At 29.4% G+C, this 20,153-nt stretch carries 18 protein-coding genes; 1 reads left to right on the top strand and 17 read right to left on the bottom strand.

The annotated features are described in order from the left end of the window. Positions 1-3 precede the first annotated feature (3 nt). Entirely contained in the window at positions 4-1,230 is a 1,227-nt protein-coding gene (locus tag RGC78_RS01900) for an efflux RND transporter periplasmic adaptor subunit (protein ID WP_252224998.1), read from the bottom strand. A gap of 344 nt (positions 1,231-1,574) precedes the next feature. Between RGC78_RS01900 and RGC78_RS01895 the strand changes: the two genes are divergently transcribed. Further along, positions 1,575-2,057, top strand: coding sequence for a MarR family winged helix-turn-helix transcriptional regulator (locus RGC78_RS01895; RefSeq protein ID WP_309555923.1), 483 nt, complete (start codon positions 1,575-1,577; stop codon positions 2,055-2,057). A 49-nt stretch (positions 2,058-2,106) separates the two neighbouring features. Here the strand turns inward: RGC78_RS01895 and RGC78_RS01890 are convergent, their stop codons facing one another. The 16 genes from RGC78_RS01890 to RGC78_RS01815 form a co-directional block, all read right to left on the bottom strand. After that, entirely contained in the window at positions 2,107-2,895 is a 789-nt protein-coding gene (locus RGC78_RS01890; protein ID WP_309555922.1) for an endonuclease/exonuclease/phosphatase family protein, read from the bottom strand. A 4-nt stretch (positions 2,896-2,899) separates the two neighbouring features. Further along, complete coding sequence (locus RGC78_RS01885) at positions 2,900-4,558, bottom strand: PTS transporter subunit IIBC (protein ID WP_309555921.1); 1,659 nt, start codon at positions 4,556-4,558, stop codon at positions 2,900-2,902. A gap of 66 nt (positions 4,559-4,624) precedes the next feature. Continuing rightward, a complete protein-coding gene (locus RGC78_RS01880) occupies positions 4,625-6,289 on the bottom strand; it encodes a glycoside hydrolase family 13 protein (RefSeq protein ID WP_309555920.1) in 1,665 nt (554 codons plus the stop codon). Between the two features lie 311 nt (positions 6,290-6,600). Then, positions 6,601-7,602 carry a LacI family DNA-binding transcriptional regulator gene (locus RGC78_RS01875; protein WP_309555918.1) on the bottom strand — a complete coding sequence of 334 codons (1,002 nt, stop codon included), beginning with the start codon at positions 7,600-7,602 and terminating at the stop codon, positions 6,601-6,603. Positions 7,603-7,635: 33 nt separating this feature from the next. Continuing rightward, the gene (locus RGC78_RS01870) at positions 7,636-7,878 is read right to left on the bottom strand and encodes a GIY-YIG nuclease family protein (RefSeq protein WP_309555917.1); all 243 of its coding nucleotides are present in this window, start codon (positions 7,876-7,878) and stop codon (positions 7,636-7,638) included. 317 nt (positions 7,879-8,195) lie between these two features. Further along, entirely contained in the window at positions 8,196-9,212 is a 1,017-nt protein-coding gene (gene ilvC, locus RGC78_RS01865; RefSeq protein WP_309555916.1) for a ketol-acid reductoisomerase, read from the bottom strand. Positions 9,213-9,232: 20 nt separating this feature from the next. Then, positions 9,233-10,906, bottom strand: coding sequence for a biosynthetic-type acetolactate synthase large subunit (gene ilvB, locus RGC78_RS01860; protein WP_309555915.1), 1,674 nt, complete (start codon positions 10,904-10,906; stop codon positions 9,233-9,235). 129 nt (positions 10,907-11,035) lie between these two features. Then, positions 11,036-12,694: a dihydroxy-acid dehydratase gene (gene ilvD / locus RGC78_RS01855; protein ID WP_309555914.1), complete on the bottom strand. Its 1,659-nt coding sequence runs from the start codon at positions 12,692-12,694 to the stop codon at positions 11,036-11,038. A 6-nt stretch (positions 12,695-12,700) separates the two neighbouring features. Beyond that, a complete protein-coding gene (leuB, locus tag RGC78_RS01850; protein ID WP_252225024.1) occupies positions 12,701-13,783 on the bottom strand; it encodes a 3-isopropylmalate dehydrogenase in 1,083 nt (360 codons plus the stop codon). A 47-nt stretch (positions 13,784-13,830) separates the two neighbouring features. Next, entirely contained in the window at positions 13,831-14,316 is a 486-nt protein-coding gene (gene leuD, locus RGC78_RS01845) for a 3-isopropylmalate dehydratase small subunit (RefSeq protein WP_252225027.1), read from the bottom strand. Between the two features lie 14 nt (positions 14,317-14,330). Continuing rightward, a complete protein-coding gene (leuC, locus tag RGC78_RS01840; protein WP_252215123.1) occupies positions 14,331-15,590 on the bottom strand; it encodes a 3-isopropylmalate dehydratase large subunit in 1,260 nt (419 codons plus the stop codon). A 44-nt stretch (positions 15,591-15,634) separates the two neighbouring features. Continuing rightward, a complete protein-coding gene (ilvN, locus tag RGC78_RS01835; RefSeq protein ID WP_252225033.1) occupies positions 15,635-16,144 on the bottom strand; it encodes an acetolactate synthase small subunit in 510 nt (169 codons plus the stop codon). A gap of 366 nt (positions 16,145-16,510) precedes the next feature. Continuing rightward, positions 16,511-16,924, bottom strand: a complete 414-nt coding sequence (locus RGC78_RS01830) for a hypothetical protein (protein ID WP_252215118.1) — start codon at positions 16,922-16,924, stop codon at positions 16,511-16,513. 216 nt (positions 16,925-17,140) lie between these two features. Further along, entirely contained in the window at positions 17,141-18,484 is a 1,344-nt protein-coding gene (glmM, locus tag RGC78_RS01825; RefSeq protein WP_252225101.1) for a phosphoglucosamine mutase, read from the bottom strand. 190 nt (positions 18,485-18,674) lie between these two features. Continuing rightward, entirely contained in the window at positions 18,675-18,971 is a 297-nt protein-coding gene (locus RGC78_RS01820; RefSeq protein WP_252215116.1) for a YerC/YecD family TrpR-related protein, read from the bottom strand. 82 nt (positions 18,972-19,053) lie between these two features. Next, positions 19,054-19,887, bottom strand: coding sequence for an AIM24 family protein (locus RGC78_RS01815; protein WP_252225105.1), 834 nt, complete (start codon positions 19,885-19,887; stop codon positions 19,054-19,056). Positions 19,888-20,153 lie beyond the last annotated feature (266 nt).

Genomic DNA, 20,153 nt, shown 5'->3' with positions numbered 1-20,153 from the left:
ATCTTAGTCCTCCTTTTCTACAGGAAATACTTTACTTCCATCAGTTATAAGTGTTATTCCTCCAACAACTACTGTATCATCAGAATTAATTCCAGATTTAATTTCAACATCTATTGATGTCTCTATCCCTGTTTCTACTGCTGTTTTTATAGCTCTAGTTTCATCATTTACTATGTATAAATATTTCTTACCATCCTCTTCAAATAAAGCTTTTTTAGGAATAGTTATTATGTTTTCATTCTTTTCTAGACTCAAATTAACTTCTGCTGACATTCCTGCTTTTAAAGCATTTGATGAATTATCTATTAATATTTTTATTTGGTATAAAGAAGTCTGTGAATCCACAACTAAAGGCACATATTCAACTTTACCATTAATAGTTTGTCCATCTATTATAACTTCTACATCTTGCCCTGCTGAAAATTTATTTATATCAGCTTGAGCTACATTTATATTCACTTCTAAGGTATTTGGACTAGAAACAATAAATGCTGGTTGTTGTTGACTAATCATTTCATTTGAATCACAATTTTTAGCTGTAATTACACCATCAACTGGTGATACTAATGTAAGTTTATTTAAATTACTTGCTGCTACATCATATGATACTTTAGCTTGTTCTAATTGCTTCTCTGCTAATTCTTGTAACTCAGGAATATTTTTTTCAGTTGTTGTTGTATATGATTTTTCAGCTATATCTAATTGTTGTTTAGCTTGATTTAAGCTAAGCTCTATTTTTTTATATTGATCTTCACTTATTGCATCTCCTTGATACAATGCAGTATACATATCATAATTTCTTTTTGCTTCATCATATTGTAATTGAGCAAGTTTCACCGAATTTTCTAATTGATTTGTTTGGCTTTCTATACTTCCACTTGTAGTATTATTATAATTTGCTTGTGCTAAATCCAATGCTGCTTTTGCTTGACTAACACTATTATTAACATCATCACCTTTTAAAGTCAAAAGTATATCCCCCTTTTTAACTTCTTGTCCAAGTGACACATATGTTTTTTCTATTGTTCCAGCCATTTCTGTTGTAATAGAGGTTTCAGTTGCTACTTTAGTAGTACCTGTAAATACATTTTTATTTTCTATCTCGCTATTTTTTGATTTTTTAACCGATACCGCTATGGATTTTTCTTGTTCTTTTGGTACATCTTTGTTTCCACATCCAACTAGCCACATCATATTAAATATTAATAATAATGCTAAATATTTTTTCATACTTATTGCCTCCAACCCTTCTAATGTAATATTAAAATTAATCTATATTTTAAATTAATGTTGATATTATAGTCCAAAAGAAAAATGGCATTCTGTCCATAAACTTTGTACTAAAATATCAACATTGTTTTAACTATCTGTCATACTTAAAATATCATTCAGTTGTAAAAAACACCATTAATAGTCAAGTTTTATTAATATTAGTATTAATTGATAAAATATAATTAATTATAAATTTATAATTATTCTAAGTCAATAACTTTTCTATCTTGTATATAAATAGTTATTAGTTTATAATTTATTTTATACTATAACGTATGAACGCATATTAAGGAGTTAAATTAATGCATAAACAAGATTTAGATAAAATTTCCGATTCTTTATTAACTTTTTTATTTTTAGTTAAAAATAATATATTTAGTGAAAATGAGTTTATAAAAAATTTTCCTAAACCACCAAAAGAAGTTGAAGATTATATGAATGAATTTCCTATGCCACCATCTCATACAAAAGTAATTCTATATCTTCATAAATCAAATTCTTCACCAATATCTCAAATAGCTAGTAATTTAGGTATATCTAAATCTAATATGACGCCCATAATAGATAAGCTTATAGAATACGGTCTAGTTAATAGATATCCAGATTCTAAAGATAGAAGAATACTTAGAGTTGAATTAACTGCAAAGGCATTAGATATATTTGAAAAATTCAGAAATGCTGCAAAAGCTAAATTGGCAAGTAAAATTGAAATTTTAGATGATGATGATTTATACGCATTAAGTGATTGTGTATCAAAACTATATAATATAATGGATAAAATATAAAAAAATAAGACGGATGAAATCATTCGTCTTATTTTTTATTTATTTTAATTTATAAGTTTAGGCTAATTTCAACACCATAGTGATCAGATATTACATCTTTGTTTATTCCATTAAATATTACTTTAGATGTTATAACATCTAACTTTTTATTACTTAAAATCAGATCTAATCTTAATTTATCTTTATTTTCATCCCAACCATCTATTTTCCCTTTGACTGTAATTCCACTATCAGCTTCTTTTGATATATTAAATGTATCAATTAGACCTTTATTAAGTAAATAATCATATCCTTCATTTCTTATAAACCCATTATTATTAAAATCACCCATAAAGAATGTTATATTATTAGAAACATTTTCTTCTAATAATTTTTTCACTTGATGTTTAAATGGCTCTTCTTCATCTTCCCACCATCCTAGATGACAAGAATAAAGATCTATATTTTCATTATTATACTTAAATGTGACTTTTACAATTTTTCTAGTATTCCAATACTCTCTATCTGTTCCTTTACTTATAAAAAATGATTTTTCATTAATTATATTATGTTTAGTAAATATAGCTAAACCTTCTTCATATTTTTCATAACCTATATGGGAAAAATCCCAAAAGAAATTATAATTAGCATTATTTTTAGCTAATTCTTTTTGTAATAATACTGCAAAGTTATCCACTTTTAGATTACCATCAATACTTTTTGCATCAATAGATTGACTTACTTCTTGAAATGCCATTGCATCATAATCTTTTTCCCTTATTATTTTAGCTAAATACTTTATTTTATCTATTTGATTCTCTTCTTGCCAAGAATGACAATTTAAAGTTAATAACTTCACTTTACTACACTCCTAATATATCTTGAATATTTGACTTTAAAACATCAGCTTTTGGTCCATATATTGCTTGTATCCCTTTATCTTTTATTACTAAACCAAGAGCTCCATTTTTCTTCCAATCTTTTTCATCAGCAACTAAAGCTTTGTCTTTTACTGTTACCCTTAAACGAGTCATACAAGCATCAACATCTACAATATTTTCTCTTTCACCTAATAATGAAATTATTTTTACTGCTAATTCATCACCTGATGTATTTGAATTTGATGAGTTTTGTGAAGATTCATCATCTTCTGAATCTATATAATTTCCTCTTCTTCCTGGAGTAGCAATCTTAAATTTCTTTATTAAGAAATTAAATGTAAAGTAATTTAAGAAGAAGAATGCAATCCCACTAATTACAAAGTTAACTAAATCCATTGATAAACCTGCTCTTACGAACATAGGTACACGAGTTAAAAATTCAACAAATCCGAAAGCTTGTATTCTTACGCTAATAATATCTGCTAAAGCAAATCCTATACCTGTTATAACTGCATATACTCCATAAAGAATTGGTGATACAAACATAAACATAAATTCTATTGGTTCTGTAACCCCTGTTAAAAATACTGCAAGTCCTGCTGATAAAAACATTGATTTATATTTATGCTTCTTATCTTCATCAACATTCTTATACATTGCAAGTGCAACCCCTATTAATGAAGCACTTGAAAGAACTACTTGACCATACTTAAATCTTGCTGGTGTAACTGTTGTTAATAAGTTATTATATGAAGACATATCTCCTGCACCTTTTAAATTTATTAAATCTGATATCCATGCAAACCATAATGGATCTTGACCAGCTATAACATGTCCAGCATTAGCTCCAGTTAAAATAGTATAAACCCCACCTAATTCAGTATAGTTTACTGGTATTGTAAGCATATGATGTAATCCAAATGGTAATAGTAAACGTTCTAAACATCCATATACAAATGGTGATAATATTGGCGCTGTGTCTTTAGATGCTGCAAGCCATACACCAAAAGCATTCAATCCTGATTGAGCAAATGGCCATATAATTGAAAGTGCTATTGCCATCACTACTGATCCTACAATTACTACAAAAGGAACAAAACGTTTACCATTGAAGAATGATAATGCATTAGGTAATTTATTAAAGTTATAATACTTGTTATATAATGTGGCTCCTAAAAACCCTGAAATAATTCCAATGAAAACTCCCATATTTAAAGCTGGTGCTCCAAGTATAGATGTAAAATAATCTCCAACTATTAATTGTTTTCCAAAAAGTGATGTTACTGTTGCAGTTTTATCTGCTAACATTGCTGAACTAACTCCAAAAATAGCTCCTGTAATACGATTAGTAAGTATAAATGCTATTAATGCTGCAAATGCTCCACCTGCACGTTCCTTTGCCCAAGATCCACCAATTGCAACTGCAAATAGAATATGTAAATTACCAATAATACCCCAACCTAAGTCTTCAACAACTCTTGCAATGGTTTGCATTAAAGCTAAATCTCCAGACATGCCTATTAATTTTCCAAGACAAATCATTAATCCTGCTGCTGGCATTACAGCAACAACTACCATAAGCGCTTTACCGAACTTTTGCCAAAATTCAAATGAAAATAGTTTTTCTCTCTTTCCTTCCATTACTCTTCACCTATCCTTATTATAATTATTTTTTCTCAATACCCTTATCCCATAATAGATTCATTACTACATTAATCTATATAATCTACATTCCCATGGTTTTAAATTTATACTACTAATTTCATCATGTTTATCTACTTCGTAATTTGATAAAATTAAGTTTTCAAATTTTAATGTTTCTTTTTCATATTTATATAAATTTTCATTATCTGATAAATTGCATATTATCATATATTTCTTATCACCCAAAATTCTAATATATGAATATATATTTTCATCTTCATCTAAGATAAGTTTATATTCACCATAGCTTAAAGTTTCGCTATTCTTTTTAGTATGTATCATTTTTTTATAGAAATTTAACACTGAATTAGAATCTCTTAACTGTGCTTCAACATTAATTTCTTTATAATTTGAGTTAATATCTATCCAAGGTTTATTATTTGAAAATCCAGCATTTTCACTATTATCCCATTGCATTGGAGTACGTGAATTATCTCTTGATATTGCCCATATTTCTTTAAGTGCTTCTTCTTCTGAAACCCCTGATTCCACACTCTCATTAAATATATTTACCGATTTAATATCATTATATTTATTTATGTTTTCAAATTTAACATTGGTCATACCAAGTTCTTGTCCTTGATAAATAAAAGGAGTTCCTTGCTGCATAAAATACATTAAACCTAATGCTTTAGCACATTCTACCCTATAATTTTTATCATTTCCCCAAGTTGAAATAACCCTTGGAATATCATGATTTTCTATAAATAATGCATTCCAGCCAACACCATTTAAATTGTTTTGCCATTTTGTTAAAGCTTTCTTTAAACCTACAACTGATAATTTAGAATCTGAATCATAATCCCATAAATCAAGATGTTCAAATTGAAATACCATATTAAATTTTCCATCTTCTTCGCCAACCCAAAGTTCTGCTTCTTCAGAATCAACTCCATTGGCTTCACCAACAGTCATAATATCGTAATTTTCAAAAGTCTTATCTGCAAGTTCAGCTAAAAATCTATGTATACCCGGAAAATTCATGTGCTTTTCAAATGAAGATACATATCTTTCATTTCCTTGACTTTTAATGTCTTCGAAAGTTTGATCTTTTTTAATATGACTTATAGCATCAACTCTAAATCCATCAATTCCTTTGTCTAACCACCAATTTACCATTTTATATAGTTCGTTTCTAACATCAGGATTTTCCCAATTTAAATCAGGTTGTCTTTTTGAAAATAGATGTAAGAAATATTCTTCTGTATTTTCATCATATTCCCATGCAGAACCTTTAAATATACTTTCCCAATTGTTGGGTTCAGCACCATCTTTGCCTTCTTTCCAAACATACCAATCTCTTTTAGGACTATCTTTAGATGACTTAGATTCTATAAACCACTTATGTTCATCACTAGTATGATTGATAACTAAGTCAATAATTAATTTCATACCTTTTTTATGAACTTCTGTTAATAATTCATCAAAATCACTCATTTTTCCAAAGTCTTCCATTATATCTTGATAATCACTTATATCATATCCATTATCATCATTAGGAGACTTGTACATTGGACATATCCAGATTACATCTATTCCTAAGTCTTTTAAATAATCTAACTTAGATATTATTCCTCTTAAATCACCAATTCCATCCCCATTAGAATCTTTAAAGCTTCTAGGATAAATTTGATAACCTATTGCTTCTTTCCACCAATTTTTTTTCATTAATAAATACATTCCTTTCGCAATCGGTTGCATAAAATATAAAAATTAAATGACTCATTTTACATACTAACAAAGCCACTGTTTAATTACATTCTTAGTAACTTAAATTTATCATTTGTATTTAAATCTAGGTATTTTCTTCACTTTTGTATTTTGATTATATCAATTTTTATAACCGATTACAAAAGAATTTTTTTCTTTTTAAGATAAAAATTATATATAATTCTTTAGTTTTCATATTTTTTCTCATAATTACAAAGGATTTCTTCGCAATCGGTTGCAAAATGTTATATATGATTCAATAAAATGTATTATTTTATTGAATCTCTAATCACTAAGTTAGTATCAATTATATAATGATCTACCTCTTTATTATTACTTTCTAAAGAATCTATTAGTATTTTAGATGCATAATATCCTAGTTCATATGCATTTATATCAACAGATGCTAACGGTGGATTTTGAAATTCAGCTAATTGTGTGTTATTAAATCCTATGATAGAAATATCTTTTAAATTTTTTTCTTTAAAGACTTTTAATGCACCAAAAGCCATCATATCATCTTCTGCTACAATAGCATCAGGAATTCCATATTTTAATAGTTCTTTTGTAGCTTCAATGCCCTCTTGTTCAGTAAACTCTTCTTTAATTATTATATATTGTTCTTTTATGTTAATTCCATTCATTTGGCATGATACCTTAAATCCATTTACTCTATCTTTAGTTAAATTCCATTCTTTTCTAGCCCCTAAAAAAGCTATTTTTTTCTTTCCTCGCTTAGCTAAATCATTAACCAAATCATATGTCGCCTTAAAGTTATCATTATCTACCCATAAAATTCCATCAGTTTCTTCTGGTCTACCAATAACAACAAATGGAAAACCTGTTTCTTTTAAATATTTTATATTGCTATCATCAGATTTAGCTCTTAATAAACAAATTCCATCTACCAAATTACTACTTATAAAATCCTTTACATGGTGTGCTTCGTGTGCTTCATCTTTGCTAAATGCATAAGTAATATAATAATTCTTACTTTGAGCATATACACTCATACCTTTCATTGCTTGAATGAAAAAGGGATTTGTTAATAAATCTTGTGCTTCATTTGGAAGTATTACACCTATTATTCTTGTTTTATTGTTTGCTAAGCTTCTAGCGATTGCATTAGGTTTATATTTTAACTTTTTAACAGCTTCTCTTACTTTACTTTTAGTTTCTTCACTAATCTGACTGCTATCTGATAATACTCTAGATACAGTTGAAGTTGAAACATTTGCTTCTTTAGCGACCTCTTTTATAGTAACCTTCATAACACCCTCCAAATTCTCTATTCTTAAAATATGTTATTTTGTTTTTATTAATTCTTGTTTTTGTGATCTCGTTAACCTTTTTATTTTATATTCTCTTCTCATAGCCTCTTTTTTATCTTCAAAGATTTCATAATACAAAAGTTTAACTGGAGTTCTTCCCCTTGTATATTTTGCCCCTTTTCCTGAAGAATGCATTTTTATTCTCTTCTCTAAATCATTTGTCCATCCAGTATATAAAGTATTATCTGAACATTCTAAAATATAAACATAATTCATATATAAATTCCCCAAAATTTTCTTATATGTTATTAGTAACTATTATAACATAAAGTAGTCAATATTTTTATATGATAAATAAAAGCGCTTGCATAAAATAAGTTTCGTATAAATATATATTTATGAATCTAACTTTTGGAAAATTTTACACCCCAGGGGTAAAATAAAAATGTGGATTCAAATTTAATGAATCCACATTTTTTAAAGTTATCCACACTTTTTTAATAAATGAAATTGTTATCTACAAAAACTGTGCATAAAATTGTGATAAAAATTTATGTTCTTCTTCTAACCATCTTGCATCTTAATATAATTTATTAGTTATTTATTAGTTTGTCTTCATTGTTCCAACAATAAAGTTTACGTATTTCACTACCAACTTCTTCTGATTTGTGTTCTGCTGCCAATTTTCTCATTGCTTTAAAGTGAGCTTGTCCTCCTGCTTCAGACATATCTAATAAGAAATCTTTTGCAAAAGTTCCATCTTGAATATCCTTAAGTACTTTCTTCATAGTCTTCTTAGTTTCTTCAGTGATTATCTTAGATCCTGTAATATAATCACCATATTCAGCTGTATTTGAAACTGAATATCTCATTCCAGCAAAACCTGATTGATAAATAAGATCTACTATTAATTTCATTTCATGGATACATTCAAAGTAAGCATTTCTTTCATCGTATCCAGCCTCTACTAATGTTTCAAAACCCGCTTGCATAAGAGCACAAACACCACCACAAAGAACTGCTTGTTCCCCAAATAAATCAGTTTCTGTTTCTGTTCTAAATGTTGTTTCAAGCACACCAGCTCTTGCTCCACCAATTGCATTTGCATATGCAAGTGCAGTTTCTAAAGCCTTACCTGTTGCATCTTGATGCACTGCTACAAGACAAGGAACTCCTTTACCTAATTGATATTCACTTCTTACTGTATGTCCCGGTCCTTTTGGGGCAATCATTGTTACATCAACATCCTTAGGTGCTGTTATTTGATCGAAATGAATATTAAAACCATGAGCAAACATTAACATATTTCCTGCTTTAAGATTTGGTGCAATATCCTTTTTATACATTGCTGCTTGTAATTCATCATTTATAAGAATCATGATTATATCAGCTTTTTTTGCTGCCTCAGCTGTGCTAAACACTTCAAACCCTTGTGCTTCTGCTTTAGCCCATGATTTACTACCTTCATATAAACCTATAATTACATTACATCCTGATTCTTTAGCATTTAATGCATGAGCGTGCCCTTGACTACCATAGCCTATTACTGCAATAGTCTTTCCTTTTAATAAATTTAAATCTGTGTCTTTTTCATAATACATTTTTGTCATTTTAACGTCCCCCTAATTATTTAATTTATATCTTCTTCACTTATAAGTTGATTAATGGGTGCACCAGGTGCAACCATAGGAAAAACTTTTTTATCATTGCTTATTACATAATCTATTAAAACAGGTTCTTCTGAGGCAATTGCTTTCTTTAAAGTCTCTTCAAGATCTTCTCTTTTTTCAACCCTAAACCCCTTAGCACCAAAAGCTTCTGCAAGCTTAACATAATCTGTTTGCCTATCTAAAGTCGTCTCTGAATATCTTTTTTCATAAAATAATGTTTGCCATTGCCTTACCATTCCTAGTGCATTATTATTCATAACTATAACTACTAATGGTAATTTATTTTTAACTGCTGTAGCCATCTCATTGCAATTCATACCAAAGCTTCCATCTCCAGCAATATTAAATACTTTTTTATTAGGCTTACCTATTTGAGCACCTATAGCAGCTCCAAAGCCATACCCCATAGTTCCAAGTCCACCAGAACTTAAGAAACTTCTTCTATTAGTATAATTAAAATACTGAGAAGCCCACATTTGATGTTGTCCAACTTCAGTAGTAATTATAAAACTACCATCATTTAGTTTATTCAGCTTATCAAATAAAAACTTTGGTGTTAATTCCACATTGTTGCGTTCATCTATGTGCTTTTCTCCTTTAAGAGAATCTATAAAATTAATCCAATCTTTACTTTCCTTTTTTTCTACTAACGATATTAATTTATTTAATACATATTTCAAATCTCCAATTATTGATGAATCTACTTTTATGTTTTTATTTATTTCTGCTGGATCTATATCTATATGAATTATTTTTGCATTTTTAATATGATTTTGATCACTTATAACTCTGTCACTAAATCTTGCTCCTAATACTATTAATAAATCACATTGAGTCGCACCTATATTTGATGCTTTTGTCCCATGCATCCCAATCATTCCTGTATATAAATTATGATCAAATGGGAATTCAGAAGTACACATTAAAGAAGTAGATACAGGTGCTCCTATTTTTTCTGAAAACTTTATTAGCTCTTCTGTTGCCTCAGAAGAAACAATTCCGCCACCAGCATATATAAATGGTTTTTTACAATTATTTATATAATTTATAGCCTCATGAAATGAACCTTCTTTTATCTTATCTATTCCCTTAGTTATTTTTTTAGGAATTAATTTTTTATATTCTGTTTTATTAGATGTTATATCTTTTGGTATATCTATTAAAACAGGACCTTTTCTACCTTCTTCAGCTATATAAAATGCCTCTCTTATTACCTCTTGAAGATCTTCTATATTTTTTACAATATAATTATGCTTTGTAATAGGCATTGTAATTCCAGCTATATCTACTTCTTGAAAACTATCTTTACCAAGAAGTGGTTTAGATACATTTCCTGTGATAGCTACCATAGGAATTGAATCCATATAAGCTGTTGCTATTCCTGTAACCAAGTTTGTAGCTCCTGGTCCTGATGTTGCTATACATACTCCAACTTTGCCAGTTGCTCTTGCATATCCATCTGCAGCATGTGCAGCTGCTTGTTCATGACAAGTTAAAACATGACGAATTTTCTCCTTATATTTATATAATTCATCATATATATTTAAAACAGCCCCTCCAGGGTATCCAAAAACTGTGTCTATACCCTCATCAACAAGAGACTTTATCAATATTTCAGCCCCCGTTAATAACATTTTATTCACCCCTTTGCTTTACTTATTGCTATTTGCGTATTAATTTAACTATGTTTTAAAAATATGCATTGATACATACAATGCCACTTTGCTTATGTATGTATCAGCGCTTTATTAAAACATAGAACATTACTTTAATATTGCACCTTCACTGGCAGAACTTACAAGCTTTGCATATCTAGATAAGTACCCCTCTTTTACTTTTGGTTCTATTGGTTTAAATTTAAGTTTTCTTCTTTGAATTTCTTCGTCACTTAATTTAACTTCTAATTTTGCATTATTTATATCTATTGAAATAATATCCCCATCTTCTATTAATCCAATCATTCCACCTGATGCTGCTTCTGGAGAAACATGTCCTATTGATGCACCTCTAGTAGCTCCACTAAATCTTCCATCAGTTATAAGTGCAACAGAATCATCAAGTCCCATACCTGCAATTGCTGCTGTTGCCTGAAGCATCTCTCTCATTCCAGGTCCCCCTTTAGGTCCCTCATACCTTATTACAATTACATCACCTTGATTTATTTTCTTATCAAAAATTGCTGCATTTGCTTCCTCTTCTGAATTAAATACTCTAGCTGGTCCTTCATGAACTAACATCTTCGGTAAAACTGCTGCTCTTTTTACAACTGCACCATCTGGAGCTAAATTTCCCCTAAGTATTGCTATTCCACCATTTTCGCTATACGGATTATCTATTGGTCTAATGACTTCATAATTCTTAACTGTTACCCCTTTAATATTTTCTTCTTGAGTTTTTCCTGTAACAGTAATACAATCTAAATCTAAAATATCTTTCTTAGAAAGCTCATTCATGATTGCAGTAATTCCACCTGCTGCATACAAATTCTCAATATGAATATTTGAAGCTGGTGCCAACTTACAAAGATCTGGTGTTTTTGATGATAAATCATTTATTATATCTAAATTCATATCAACCTTTGCTTCATTTGCTATTGCTGTTATATGAAGCACACTATTAGTTGAACATCCAAGTGCCATATCAGCTTTAAGTGCATTCATAATACTTCTTTCATTTATAATGTCTCTTGGTTTAATATCATTTTCTAACATCTTCATAACAGCCATTCCAGCTTTTTTAGCAAGTCTTATTCTTTCGGAAAAAACTGCTGGAATAGTTCCATTTCCAGGCAATGCTATACCTAATACTTCACATAAACAATTCATAGAATTAGCTGTGAACATTCCTGAACATGAACCACATGTTGGACATGCACACTCTTCCAAATCACATAATTCCTTTTCATCCATTGTTCCATTTTCATATGATCCAACAGCTTCAAACATTGTAGTTAAAGAAATATCTTTTCCTTTATGTTTTCCTGCAAGCATTGGCCCCCCACTTATAACAACTGATGGAACATTAACTCTTAAAGCACCCATAACCATACCCGGCACAATTTTATCGCAATTTGGAATTAAGACTAATGCATCAAAAGCATGGGCTTTAGCCATACACTCAATAGAATCTGCTATAAGTTCTCTTGTAACTAAAGAATATTTCATTCCTTCATGTCCCATTGCTATACCATCACACACCCCAATTGTAGGTATAACAAGTGGCGTACCACCAGACATTAAAATTCCTTTTCTAACAGCTTCAGTTATTTTATCAAGATTCATATGACCTGGAATAATCTCATTTTGTGATGAAACTATTCCTATAATAGGTCTTGAAATTTCTTCATTTGTTAATCCTAAAGCCTTAAGAAGTGATCTTTGAGCTGCTTTTCCATGACCTTTTTTTATAACATCACTCTTCATAAATCACTATTCCCCCTTATTTATTTTTTTACAAACTAAATCTCCCATTTCATTAGTTCCAACTTTAATTTTTCCTTCACTCATTATATCTCCAGTTCTATAACCATCTTCTAAAACTGATAACACTGAACTTTCAATTAGCTTTGCTTCACTTTCTAAATTAAAACTATATCTAAGCATCATGGCTGCAGATAATATTGTTGCTAATGGATTTGCAATTCCCTTACCTGCTATATCAGGTGCACTACCATGAATTGGTTCATACATTCCTAAAGTCCCATCACCTAATGATGCTGATGGTAACATTCCAATAGATCCTGTAATCATACTAGCCTCATCAGATAAAATATCCCCAAACATATTAGAAGTTACAATTACATCAAATTGAGTTGGATCTTTTACAAGTTGCATTGATGCATTATCTATATATAAATAATTAACATTAACTTCTGAATAATCTTTTGAGATTTCCCCGATTACTTTTCTCCAAAGTCTAGAAGTTTCAAGTATATTTGCCTTATCAACACATGTTAATTTTTTATTTCTCTTCATTGCTGTTTCAAATCCAATTCTAACTATTCTCTTTATTTCAACAGTGCTATATCTTTCTGTATCATAAGCTGATTCTACGCCTTCTAATTCTTCTCTTCCTCTTTCACCAAAATAAATACCGCCTGTTAGCTCTCTTACAATAGCAATATCTATTCCATTTTTAACTATTTCATCTTTAAGTGGTGATGCATTTTTAAGAGGTTCATATAATACTGCTGGTCTTAAGTTACAATAAAGATTCATTCCACTTCTTAATCCTAATAATGCTTGTTCAGGTCTAACCTTTGCATCAGGATTATCCCATCTTGGTCCCCCCACAGCACCCAACAAAACAGCATGACTTTTTTTACATATATCTAGAGTTTCCTTTGGAAGAGCTTCTCCAGTTTTATCAATAGAACATCCTCCAGCCATTACATATTCATATTCAAATACATGTCCAAACTTTTTCCCAACTACGTTCAATACTTTTATAGCTTCTGTTACTATATCAGGGCCTATCCCATCACCTGGTATTACAGCCACATTATATTTCATAAATAGTCCCCCATTATTTTTATTTATTCCTTATTGCTTACTAAAAATTATTTGTTTCTTATATATCCTATTAGCCCATCATTATCTATAATTTTTTGCATAAATTCAGGAAATGCTTCACCTTGATATTGTTCATTTTTACTTAGATTCTTAATTATCCCTGTTGAGAAATCAACTTCAAGTTCATCCCCAAAATTAATATTTTTCACTGCTTCATCACATTCTAATATTGGTAAACCTATATTTATTGAATTCCTATAAAAGATTCTTGCAAATGTTGATGCTATAACACAGCTAATCCCCGATGCTTTAATTGCTATAGGTGCATGCTCTCTTGAAGAGCCACAACCAAAATTTTTATTAGCAACTATTATATCGCCATCTTTTACATTATTAACAAAATCTTTATCTATATCTTCCATACAATGTGATGCAAGTTCTTTATGATTAGATGTATTTAAGTATCTTGCTGGAATTATTACATCAGTATCAACATTATCACCATATTTAAATACTCTACCTTTTACATTCATATAAAAATCCCCCTTTATACTAACTCTGGATCAGTTATTTTTCCTGTTAAAGCTGATGCTGCTGCTACTGCTGGACTAGCAAGATATACTTCTGATTCAACATGTCCCATTCTACCCACAAAATTTCTATTTGTTGTTGAAACACATCTTTCTCCTTTTGCTAATATTCCCATATGACCACCTAAGCATGGACCACAAGTTGGTGTTGAAACCACTGCTCCTGCTTCAATTAAATCTTTAATAATACCTTCTTCTAATGCTTGCAAATAAATCTTTTGAGTTCCTGGAATAACTATACATCTAACTCCTTTTTTAATTTTTTTCCATTTTAAAATTTCCCTTGCTATTCTTAAATCTGATATTCTTCCATTTGTACAAGATCCAATAACTACTTGATCAATATCTATATTTCCTACATTATCAATAGTTCTTGTATTATCAGGTAAATTAGGAAATGAAACTGTTGGTCTTAAAGTATTTAATTCTATCTCTATAACTTCATCATATTCTGCATCTTCATCAGCTTTATAAACTTTCCACTCTTTCTTAGTATGTTCTTTTAAATACTCAACTGTGTTATGATCTACTGGGAATATACCATTTTTTCCTCCTGCTTCAATTGCCATATTAGCCATTGTAAATCTGTCATCCATGGAAAGATAACTTAATCCATCTCCAACAAACTCCATTGATTTATATAAAGCTCCATCAACACCTATCATTCCAATTATGTGTAAAATTATATCTTTTCCACTTACCCATTTAGCTGGCTTATTTTTAAGAATAAATTTTATAGCTGATGGAACTTTGAACCAAGTTTGTCCAGTAGCCATTCCTGCTGCCATATCAGTTGAACCTATTCCAGTTGAAAATGCTCCAAGAGCTCCATATGTGCAAGTATGAGAATCAGCACCAATAACCACATCCCCTGCAACAACTAGTCCTTTTTCAGGAAGTAAACAATGCTCTATTCCCATTTCTCCTACTTCAAAGAAATTTTCTATCCCCATCTTATTAGAAAATTCTCTAACATACTTTACCTGTTCAGCTGCTTTTATATCTTTATTTGGAGTAAAATGATCTGGCACAATTGCAATTTGACTTTTATTAAAAACTTTATCAATACCAAATTTTTTAAATTCATTTATAGCCACTGGTGTTGTAATATCATTTCCTAAAACTAAATCAAGATTTACTTCGATTAATTGACCTGCTTTTACACTTTCTAATCCTGCATGTTCCGCTAATATTTTTTGAGTCATTGTCATCCCCATTTTTATCATCCTCCTAAAAATATGTTTTTAACTCAGCAAATATTTTAATATTCCTCAACTGAATTTTTAATTGTTGAAATTCCCCTTTGAAGAGCAGTTATCCCTGTTCTAACCATCTCTTCTATTCCATACTCTTCCATGAGTTTTATTAGTGCTGATATTTTATTTTCATCACCTGTCAGCTCTATAGTTAAAGTATTTGGTGAAACATCAACTACTTTGCATCTAAATATCTTTGCTGTTTCATTAATTGCTGCTCTTTCATCTCCACTAGCTTTAACTTTTATAAGTACTAATTCTCTATAAACGGAATCATCAGAAGTAATATTTATTACTCTTATAACATCTTCAAGTTTATTTAATTGCTTCTTAACTTGTTCTAAAACATCATCATCTCCGCTTAAAGTAATCGTCATTCTAGATACTAAAGGATCTTCTGTTCTTCCTGCTGTTATGCTATCAATATTATATCCTCGTCTTGAAAATAACCCTGAAACCCTACTTAATACACCAGATGAATTCTTTACTAAAACGGATAATACATATTTCCTCATAAAATCATACCTCCGTAAAATTTATTTAAAGCAAAAACCACTTTTAATGATACAAACCATAAAAAGTGGTTAATCTCCGCTTATATAAAATATCACTAGGTTCTAACAAACCCTTGCATATAACGGTTGCACACCATTAACTTTTGCTTTTTTTAAAGTTTACTCTTATAAAATATCAAAGTCAACAACCGTAGATTATTTTTACAAAACTTATATATTAAGGAATATTTTTTAATATATATTTTCCATTTAGTTAATAAAATAGCTATTTTATTAATAATTCAAAACTATACTTCGTTTAATTTTATCATATTGATTTTATAATGTTTGTTCATTAAACATTATAATAATACATAATTTTTATCATTAATCTGGATCACCATAAGGTTCCATCATGTCTATAGTTTCAATATCTGGTAATATAGTATCTAGATTATAATCATAAACATTAAAGCTTATCTCCTTTGCTAATAATTTTGATATTATTTCTTCCCTTTCAGCATCAAAAACCACTTGATCGCTTACAATTTCTATGAAATTATCTATGCTATAAACTTCACATCGTCCTTCATCTACTCCTAATTGAGTACATATATTTCTTCTTGGTTCCTCTGCTCCAATTTCCGTTGCATCATTATAATCATCTTTATCAATTTTATGGTCTATAATCCTTTCATAATATATATTTATATAAGCTTTTGCTAATTCTAAATCATCGAACCCCTTAGTATCACCATTTGGCATAACTAATAAATATTCATTATACGGAACTATATTCATAAGCTTTTCCCTCCTTAGCATGTACTTTTGTATATCACCTTATTTATACCCTAGTTTCACAATTGCTATTCTCTAAACAAAAAACTCAATTTTTATTCTTATTGCATATTTTTAAAAATGACCATATAAAAAGAACCATCACAAAATGATTCTTAATCATCTTATGATGGTTCTTTATAAATTTATTAGTCTCAAATTTACTTATATATAATAATTTTATATTTTAGATAAAATTAAGTTAGCTAGACCATGAGCCATTTCATCTATTTCTGCTTGGTTTTCACCTTCTAGCATAACTCTAACTAATGGTTCAGTTCCTGATGGTCTTATTAAGACTCTTCCTACACCATTTAGTTTTGCTTCGATTTCTTTAATAGCTTCCACTATTTCTGTATCTTCTAAGTATATGTTCTTTTTATCATTAGGAACAGTTGCATTAACTAAAACTTGTGGTAATTCTTTCATTACAGAACATAATTCTGATAATGTTTTTTCTTTCTTTTTAACTATTGATGCAATTTGAAGAGCTGTAACAAGCCCGTCTCCAGTTGTATTATAGTCTAAGAATATAACATGACCTGATTGTTCTCCGCCTAACACATAGTTGTCCTTAGTCATTTCTTCAAGAACATATCTATCTCCAACTTTTGTTTTTTCAAGCTTTATTCCTAAGCCTCTACATGCAATATCTAAACCTAAATTACTCATAACAGTTACAACTAAAGTATCTTCCTTTAGTTTACCTATTTCTTTTAGATAATTTGCACATAACATTAATATGAAATCACCATTTATTAATTTACCATTCTCATCAACTGCTAAACATCTATCAGCATCTCCATCAAATGCAAATCCTAAATCGCAGCTTTTTTTAACAACATAATCCATAAGTTCTTCTGGGTGTGTTGAACCACAATTTTTATTTATATTAGTTCCATCTGGATTATCATTAATTACAAAAACATCAGCACCTAAATCTCTAAATGCTTTTACAGCAGATTTATAAGATGCACCATTAGCGCAATCTAGTGCTATTTTCATTCCTTTTAAATTATAAGGAATTGTTTGTTTTGCAAATTCTGTATAATCTTCTAATGCCGCAACTTCGATTCTTTCTCTTCCTAAGTCTATGCCAATAGGACTTGGTACTCCTTCAAAATCACTTTCAATTACTCTTTGAATTTCATCTTCTAATTCATCAGAAAGTTTATATCCTTTATTATTAAAGAACTTTATTCCATTGTATTCTACTGGATTATGAGAAGCTGATATCATTACACCTGCATCTGCATCATATTTTCTTGTTAAATATGCAACTGCTGGTGTTGGAACTACTCCTAATATTACTGCTTCTGCTCCAACTGATAATATACCTGCAACTAAAGCAGACTCTAGCATGTCCCCTGATATTCTTGTATCCTTAGCTACTAATATTTTTGGCTTATGTGCACCTTCTGTTAAAACGTATGCACCAGCTCTACCTAAGTTATAAGCCATTTGAGCTGTTAACTCAGTATTAGCAATTCCTCTAACTCCATCAGTTCCAAACATTCTATCCATATTTTTACCTCGCTTTTTTATTATCTCATATATCTGATTACTATATTATTATGAAATAATAGTAAATTTGATAATTATCTATTTAAGTTGATAATTTTTTTAATTTTATATATAACAGTATAATGTTTTTCATCAATATTGACAATGTTTTAAGTATCTTTTAACTATTTATAGCAAAAGTTTAATAAATTTATTTTTCTAATTTTTCTAAAATTGTTTTATAACCATTGCTACCATAATTTAAACACCTATTCACTCTACTTATAGTTGCTGTACTTGCCCCTGTTGCTTCTGCAATCTCAGTATAAGTTTTTTTACTATTTAAAAGCATAGCAACATAAAATCTTTGAGCTAATGATTTTATTTCATTGATTGTAGCTACATCTTCAAAAAAGTTATAACATTCATCTATATTTTCAAGTTCTAAAATTCCTTTAAAAAATAAGTCTAATTCTTCGCTTTTAATTTTCGAATCTGACGAACTCATTATCTCTCACCTCTTTAATTATTTCATCTTTAAATATTATAACTTTAACTTCTTTTCTTTACAACTTTAATATATCAAAGCATTAATTTTCCGTATTTCTTTCTTTGCTTGGCTTAGTCATTTCTTTAAAGCTTTTAGTTCTCATATCGTCATATATAGCTTTAGTTGGAATAAGCCATACTTCTCCCGTACCTCTATATACATTAACAAAACCTTCACCACTTGTTATAGCACCTGTAATAGATTTAGATGATTTTTCTACAGAAAATTCAATATTTCCAGTCCTTAAAATCGCAAAATTTCCATCTACTTTTAATGTATCGTCTATTAATATACATTTAAATATTTCAGTCTCTGGAACAGGTATTTCTAATGCAACTATTCCATTACCGCTTATTTTAGTTTGACATAATCCTTCATTTCCTAAAAATGCTGAAGATAAATTTCTCTGTATTGATGCTCCTACCTCAATTCCATCTTCACAAGCACAAAACAGTCCGTCATCTACAATTATTTCGTCATCTTCTAATTCAATTAAAGCAAAATGTCCAAAGGATGGTTCTAAGAATATTTCTCCTGAACCTTTATAAATTGGCTTAAACATAGTTTCACCAGTTAATTTACTGGTAATAAACTTTTTACCTAAACCAAATACCCCACCTATATCACTTTTAATATCTATATTACCTTTCATGTAGCTCAAAAGACCTGATTCTAGTTTTACTGAGCTGTCATCAAGTATTATTCTTATTTGTTTTAATTTTATATTACTTTCATTAATTACATTTAATCCAAAAGCTGTTTCTAAATCAGTAGCTCCATTTAAATCACTATATTCTAAAATTTGAAATTTTGAATCATTCTCCATTTCAGTTAACATAGTTAATTTGTTGGTTATATTTAAAGAACTTCTCAAAGCAGTTCCCCCTTTAATATTATAATAATTATTTATTAACCTTGACTTTATTATCGTTTATTATTCATTTATACTATAGCTTTGATCAATAACATTCCAAATTCAGCATCAACTTATTTAAATCTAAGGCTATGTTTTAGCAGAGTGTTGATATATGCATAAGCAAAGTGGACTGAGTAATTAAACTTAGGAATACTAAAATGAGTATAGTCCCATTTTAGCTTGCTCCCAATATAAAATTGAGACAAGCAGTAAATGTGACAATA

The organism is Clostridium aquiflavi (assembly GCF_031344075.1).
Lineage (GTDB): Bacteria > Bacillota > Clostridia > Clostridiales > Clostridiaceae > Clostridium > Clostridium aquiflavi.
The sequence above is the reverse complement of the archived record's forward strand: the minus strand, read 5'-3'. Positions and strand labels throughout refer to the sequence as shown.

Coding starts and splice junctions, on each gene's coding strand:
- RGC78_RS01900 (WP_252224998.1), bottom strand. CDS start 1,230: ATGAAAAAATATTTAGCATTATTATTAATATTTAATATGATGTGGCTA.
- RGC78_RS01895 (WP_309555923.1), top strand. CDS start 1,575: ATGCATAAACAAGATTTAGATAAAATTTCCGATTCTTTATTAACTTTT.
- RGC78_RS01885 (WP_309555921.1), bottom strand. CDS start 4,558: ATGGAAGGAAAGAGAGAAAAACTATTTTCATTTGAATTTTGGCAAAAG.
- RGC78_RS01880 (WP_309555920.1), bottom strand. CDS start 6,289: ATGAAAAAAAATTGGTGGAAAGAAGCAATAGGTTATCAAATTTATCCT.
- RGC78_RS01875 (WP_309555918.1), bottom strand. CDS start 7,602: ATGAAGGTTACTATAAAAGAGGTCGCTAAAGAAGCAAATGTTTCAACT.
- RGC78_RS01870 (WP_309555917.1), bottom strand. CDS start 7,878: ATGAATTATGTTTATATTTTAGAATGTTCAGATAATACTTTATATACT.
- ilvC (WP_309555916.1), bottom strand. CDS start 9,212: ATGACAAAAATGTATTATGAAAAAGACACAGATTTAAATTTATTAAAA.
- ilvB (WP_309555915.1), bottom strand. CDS start 10,906: ATGTTATTAACGGGGGCTGAAATATTGATAAAGTCTCTTGTTGATGAG.
- ilvD (WP_309555914.1), bottom strand. CDS start 12,694: ATGAAGAGTGATGTTATAAAAAAAGGTCATGGAAAAGCAGCTCAAAGA.
- leuB (WP_252225024.1), bottom strand. CDS start 13,783: ATGAAATATAATGTGGCTGTAATACCAGGTGATGGGATAGGCCCTGAT.
- leuD (WP_252225027.1), bottom strand. CDS start 14,316: ATGAATGTAAAAGGTAGAGTATTTAAATATGGTGATAATGTTGATACT.
- leuC (WP_252215123.1), bottom strand. CDS start 15,590: ATGGGGATGACAATGACTCAAAAAATATTAGCGGAACATGCAGGATTA.
- ilvN (WP_252225033.1), bottom strand. CDS start 16,144: ATGAGGAAATATGTATTATCCGTTTTAGTAAAGAATTCATCTGGTGTA.
- RGC78_RS01830 (WP_252215118.1), bottom strand. CDS start 16,924: ATGAATATAGTTCCGTATAATGAATATTTATTAGTTATGCCAAATGGT.
- glmM (WP_252225101.1), bottom strand. CDS start 18,484: ATGGATAGAATGTTTGGAACTGATGGAGTTAGAGGAATTGCTAATACT.
- RGC78_RS01820 (WP_252215116.1), bottom strand. CDS start 18,971: ATGAGTTCGTCAGATTCGAAAATTAAAAGCGAAGAATTAGACTTATTT.